The 5,445-nt window shown below is 69.1% G+C and carries 8 protein-coding genes; all 8 read right to left on the reverse strand.

The annotated features are described in order from the left end of the window. Nucleotides 1-227, reverse strand: a 227-nt coding sequence (fliO, locus tag ACFFCN_RS18335; protein ID WP_375494012.1) for a flagellar biosynthetic protein FliO, incomplete at its 3' end; no start/stop codon positions are given. Between the two features lie 3 nt (nucleotides 228-230). After that, a complete protein-coding gene (gene fliN / locus ACFFCN_RS18340; RefSeq protein WP_375494014.1) occupies nucleotides 231-947 on the reverse strand; it encodes a flagellar motor switch protein FliN in 717 nt (238 codons plus the stop codon). Then, complete coding sequence (locus tag ACFFCN_RS18345) at nucleotides 944-1,861, reverse strand: flagellar motor switch protein FliM (protein WP_375494016.1); 918 nt, start codon at nucleotides 1,859-1,861, stop codon at nucleotides 944-946. The genes fliN and ACFFCN_RS18345 overlap by 4 nt, the downstream gene beginning before the upstream one ends. Nucleotides 1,862-1,989: 128 nt before the next feature. Continuing rightward, on the reverse strand, nucleotides 1,990-2,439 hold the full coding sequence (locus ACFFCN_RS18350) for a flagellar basal body-associated FliL family protein (RefSeq protein WP_375494018.1): 450 nt from the start codon (nucleotides 2,437-2,439) through the stop codon (nucleotides 1,990-1,992). A 45-nt stretch (nucleotides 2,440-2,484) separates the two neighbouring features. Continuing rightward, entirely contained in the window at nucleotides 2,485-3,381 is an 897-nt protein-coding gene (locus tag ACFFCN_RS18355) for a flagellar motor protein MotB (RefSeq protein WP_375494020.1), read from the reverse strand. Continuing rightward, the gene (locus ACFFCN_RS18360; RefSeq protein WP_375494022.1) at nucleotides 3,381-4,151 is read right to left on the reverse strand and encodes a flagellar motor protein; all 771 of its coding nucleotides are present in this window, start codon (nucleotides 4,149-4,151) and stop codon (nucleotides 3,381-3,383) included. Before ACFFCN_RS18360 ends, ACFFCN_RS18355 begins: the two co-directional genes overlap by 1 nt. Next, nucleotides 4,151-4,453, reverse strand: coding sequence for a flagellar FlbD family protein (locus ACFFCN_RS18365; RefSeq protein ID WP_375494024.1), 303 nt, complete (start codon nucleotides 4,451-4,453; stop codon nucleotides 4,151-4,153). The genes ACFFCN_RS18360 and ACFFCN_RS18365 overlap by 1 nt, the downstream gene beginning before the upstream one ends. Nucleotides 4,454-4,556: 103 nt before the next feature. Then, on the reverse strand, nucleotides 4,557-5,360 hold the full coding sequence (locus ACFFCN_RS18370) for a flagellar hook-basal body complex protein (protein WP_375494026.1): 804 nt from the start codon (nucleotides 5,358-5,360) through the stop codon (nucleotides 4,557-4,559). Between the last annotated feature and the right edge of the window lie 85 nt (nucleotides 5,361-5,445).

The raw sequence follows: 5,445 nt of genomic DNA on the forward strand, positions 1-5,445 counted from the left end.
AGCACGGACACCTGGCCGTCGGTGACGCCGACGATCAGTGCCTGATCGCCGACATGCACGACGGCGATGGAGGCGCTGCGGCTCAGTTGCTGGCGGCCGAGCACATCGATCAGACCCTGGCCGCCACCGCGTCCGCTCTTGCGCATGCGCCGGGCGAGCAGCCAGACGATGCCCAGTACCGCGGCGAGCGAGACGGTGAGCCGGCCGAGCAGGGCGACGGTGTCCATCGGTCAGCGCGTGCTGTCGTCGCCGACGATGTGCGTGATGCGCAGCGCGTAGTTCTCGTCGACGACCACGACCTCGCCGCGGGCCATCAGCCGGCCGTTGACGTAGAGGTCGGCGGGGTCTCCGGCGGCGCGGTCGAGTTCGACGACGGCACCCGGACGCAGGCTGAGCAGCTGGTTGACGGTCATCTGCGCGCGCCCGAGCTCGGCGCTGGCCTGCATCTCGACGCCGCGCAGCAGGTCGAGCCGCTCCGCCGGGACGGGCTGTGATGCGGCGGGCGCGGTGGCGCCGGCGTCCGCAGGTTCCGCGCGCAGGCCCAGCGCGATCGCCGCGCGCGCCCCTTGTGCGCCCTGTAGCGCCACCATGCCGCTGTTGTCGAAGCCGTCGATGCGGGTGCGGGCCAGTCGTGGCTCGACGCTCTGTGCGACGCCGGGCGCCACGGTGCCGAGCGCGGTGACGACCGCGTCGACCGCCGGCGCGAGCGCTGCGGTGAGGTCGGCCCCCGGCCCGGCGGCGAGCACGGCGCCCAGTTCCGCGTCGACGAAGATGGCGAACTCGCCGCTGACGCGGCCGCCGAACGGCACGAAGATCGCCGCCGTGAACGTCTCGATGGACTCGGTCTCGACGAGCGTCACGGGTTCGCCGATCGTCAGCGCGCCCGTGACGGCGGCGGCCGCCCCCTCGAGCAGCGCGCCTGCGGACGGCGCGAGTGTGCTGGTCATCGCATCTCCTTCTGGGTCGTCGCAGCGCTGGCGGTGATCAGCGCGGCCAGTTGCTGGCCGGCGCGGCCGGCGACTGCCTGGCCCACGGGCGAACCGCCGACGAGCACGTCGAGCGGGTGGCCGACGCGGTGCGTGAGGGGGACGAGGTCACCGACCTGCAGGTCGAGCACCACGGTCGAGTCGATCGGCGTCGCCGCGAACCGCACCTGCATCTCGACCGGGACGTCTGCCAGCCGCTCGCGCAACAGCGGATGTGCGGTGGAGGAGTCGTCCTGGCCGTGCTCGCGGGGTTTGGCGGTCAGCCGCGGCAGCAGCCGGTTGAGCGGCAGGCACAGCGTGAGCGGGGCGTTCTCCCGACCCACGGCGAGGTCGAAGGTGATGACGACGACCGCGTCCGCTGCGCTGGCGACCTGCAGGAACTGCGGGTTGTACTCGATCGGCCCGGCGGTGATCGTCACCGCGGCGATCGACTCGAAGGCGTACACCAGCACGCCCAGCATCTGGTCGATGAGCTTGCCGCAGATCGAGGTCTCGATCTCGGTGAGCGGGCGGTCCGGCTGTGTCCCACCGGGGCCGCCGAGCATGTGGTCGAACGCGGCCAGCGCGACCGGCAGCGACATCTCCAACGCGCCCGTGCCGATCGGGTCGATCTCCAGCGGCACCATGAGCGTCTGGACGGCGAGCGAGGAGACGTATTCGTCGTAGCTGTACTGCGCGATGTCGGACACGTCGACCTGACAGACCTGACGCAATCCGCTGGTCAGCACCGTCGTCAGCCGCTTCGCGAACGTGTCCGAGGCCATCTGCAGCGAGCGAACGTGGTCGCGCGACAGTTTCGTCGGCCGACGGAAGTCGTACGGGTTGACGGCCTGCCCGCCTGTGGGCGCAGGCGGCGGCGTGACCAGCTCGGTCACGGGCGTCAGTGGCACGCGCTCCCCATCGACCGCGGGTCGCGAAACATGAGGGCGCGCGGGCAATTGCCTCCGGATGGGACGAACCGGAGGTCATCGACCGGCCGCCCGGCGTCGGGCGGCCGGCGCCGTCAGTCGACGAGGAACGTGTTCAGGTACAGGGCGTACACCTCGCCCGGGTACGCCTTCTTGATCTTGGTCGTCAGGTCCGTCTCCAGTTTCTGGCGTTCGGTGTTGGTCAGGGTGCCGCGGTCGAGGCCGGTGAACTCGTTGATGACGAGCTGTCCCGCCTGGCTCGAGTCGAAATCGGCCGATTTCGCCTTGCCGGCGACGAGTTGGATCGAGATGCCGACCTTCAGGTAGTGGCTGTCGGCGAGGTTGAGGATGGTCGGGTCCATCTTCACGGTCTCGCCCGCCTTCGGTGGCGCGGGCTTGGGTTTCGGCGCCAGGAACTTGTACGCGCCGCCGCCCACGACGAGCAGGACGACCAGCACGATGATGATCAGCTTCTTCTTCGACTTCTTCGGCGCGCCGTCCGTTTCGGCGTCGGCCTCGGCGGGCCGGGTCTTCATCGCGGTCATGGTGGTCTCCGTGGTGCGTGGTCGGGTTCGGCGGTAACGGTCGGGTCAGGGGGAGCCGGCGGCCTGCAGGTCGGCCGCCGCGGTGCTGGGCAGATCACTGCGCACGACGATCTCGACGCGCCGGTTGAGCGTGGCCGCGCGCGGGTCGCTGCGTGGGTAGAGCGGGTTCAGGTCGTTGAGGCCTACTGCGGACAGGCGCTGCTCGGGCAGCCGGTGCGCGGTGAGGTACCGCACGACGGCCGACGCCCGTGCCGAGGACAGCTCCCAGCCCGAGGGGTACGGGTAGGTGCTGGCCCGTTCCTGGTTCGTGTAACCGTCCACCTCGATGCTGCGCTTCTGCGGGACCAGCGGCGGTGTGACCGAGGCCAGGATGCGCTGGCCCTGCGCCAACAGCCGGGCGCTGTTCCCCGGGAAGATCAGCGAGTTCGTCACCACGGTGATGACCAGCCCGCGATTGGTGATCGCGAACCGGACCGAGTTGCGCAGGCCGTGGGCCGCGAGCGACTTCGCGATCGCTTTCTCGATCGCCTTGAAGTTGGCGACCTCCTTGCTGACGTCCTGCTTCGTGTAGCCGCCGGGTAGCACCGCCGAGCTATTGGTCACCGCCTTGTTCATGTTGTTCGACGGGACCATGGGGTTGCCGGTCAGTGAGGTCGACATGGCCTTGGTGCTGTTGTCCTCGCCTTTGTCGAGCAGGCCCGCGCCGCCGCTGAGCATGCCTTTCGTCCCGTCGCCGAACACCGCGGCCAGCGAGGTCTTCAGCGAGATGAACTTCGAGGTGTTCACGACCGAGATCGAGAACAACACGATGAACAGCACGAGCAGGAGGGTCAACATGTCGGCATAGGTCACCAGCCAGCGTTCGGCGCCGCCTTCCTCGTGCTCCTCGGCGTGCCCGCGGCGGCCCGCACCCCGGGCACCGCGGGCCTTCGGCGGCGGCATCAGGCCGCCTCCTTCTCCGAGGATTCGGCCTGCGGGAGCATGCTGTTGAGTTTCTGCGCCACGAGTCGCGGGTTGGAGCCGGCCTGGATGGCCAGCACGCCCTCGATGGTCATCTCCATCTGTTCGCACTCGACCGCGCTCACCCGCTTGAGCCGGTTGGCCACCGGGAACCAGAAGACGTTGGCCGTCATGACACCCCAGAGCGTGGCGACGAACGCGGAGGCGATCTTCTCGCCGAGGGTCGACGGGTCACCCAGGTTGCCGAGCACGTGCACGAGCCCGAGCACGGTGCCGATGATGCCGATGGTCGGCGCGAAGCCGCCCATGTCGTGGAAGATCTTGGCCGCGTGTGCGTCGTTCGCACGCTTCGTGTCGATCTCGGAGCCGAGGATCTCGGCCACCTCGTCGGCGTCGGTGCCGTCGATCGCCATCTCCAGCGCCTTGCGCAGGAACGGGTCCTCGACCTCGGTGACATCGCCCTCGAGCGCGAGCAGGCCCTCGCGGCGGGCACGCTCGGCCATCGCGACGATCGCTGCCACGTTGGCGCTGGCGTCGATCTTCTTCGCCGTGAAGGCGCGGATGAGCGACTTGTGCAGGTTCTTCAGGTCCGGGAGCATGCCGCCGGCCACGGCGGCGCCGATCGTGCCGCCGAACACCAGGATCATCGGCGGGATCAGCAACATCGAGCCGATGCTCCCGCCGTCCATGATGAGCGACACGACGATGGCGCCGAGCGCCATGCCGATGCCGATGATCGTTGCCGGGTCCATCACGCGTCCCCGGGGTGCAGCGCCACGACGGTCGCCGGTGCGGTGGATTCACGTGCGGGCTTGGCCGACTGGTAGCCGCCGAGGGCGCTGGTGGGCGCGAAGCCGCCGCCGGCCTGCGCCGCGGACACCAGTTGCACCCGGTACTCGTGGATGAGCGTGATCAGCTCGTCCAGCGATTCGTGGATGACGTACTTGCTGCCGTTGACGAGGGTCACGACAGTGTCGGGGGTCGATTCGGCGCGCTCGATGAGATCCGGGTTGAGCGCGAAGACCGGCCCGCTGAGTCGGGTCAGCTGTAACACGGCGTCCGTCCTTGGTCCGTTTGTCGCGGGCCCGATCCGTGGGCCCACTGTTCCTATCGGCGGGACCGGCGTGATGCTGAGCGCCGGCCCCGCCGCTGGGCTGCTACTGCTTGAGGTTGACCAGCGTGTCCAGGATCTGGTCGCTGGTGGTGATCACCTTCGAGTTCGCCTGGAAGCCGCGCTGGGCGATGATCAGGTTGGTGAGCTCCTTCGAGAGGTCGACGTTGGACATCTCGACGTAGCCGGAGCTGATCGTGCCGCGCGAGCCGGTGCCCGGCGCGCCGACGTCGGCGGCGCCGGACGAGGCCGAGGCGACGAACTCGCTGTCGCCGACCTTGGTCAGTCCCTCGGGGTTGGGGAACGTCGCAAGGCCCACCTGGCCGAGCGAGACGGTGCTGCTGTCGCGCTTGATGCCCGAGATCGTGCCGTCCTGGCCGATCGAGTACGACACGTAGTCGCCCGAGTGCAGGGCGGAGAGGTCCAGTACCTTGCCGTCGGTGCCCTCGACCTCCGCGCCGTCGGGGGCGACCAGGTGACCGCTCTCGTCGAGCTCGAATGCGCCCGCTCGGGTGTACATCTGGGTGCCGCCCTTGGTCACCATGAAGAAGCCGTCGTTGTTGATCAGCATGTTGCTCGGCACTCCGGTGGGCTGCGACGCGCCCTGGGTGAAGTCCAGGTTCGTGGCCGCCAGCTTGACGCCGAGGCCGACCTGGGTGGCGTTCGTGCCGCCGGTGGACGCGGCGGTGGCGCCGGCGCCGGACAGCGTCTGCGAGAGCGTGTCCTCGAAGACGGTGGAACTTGACTTGTAGCCGGTGGTGTTGACGTTGGCGATGTTGTTCGCCGTGACGTCGAGCATCTGCTGGTGGGCGTCCAGCCCGCTGATGCCGGTGAACAGAGATCGCAACATGGTGACTCCTCGGGGGATGGGGGGTGCGGGTTCGGGGGGTGGCTAGCTGGTCTTCGGTGTCGTCACGCCCAGCACGCCGCTGAGC

Origin of the sequence: uncultured Jatrophihabitans sp. (assembly GCF_964246335.1) — a bacterium.
Taxonomy (GTDB): Bacteria; Actinomycetota; Actinomycetes; order Mycobacteriales; family Jatrophihabitantaceae; genus Jatrophihabitans.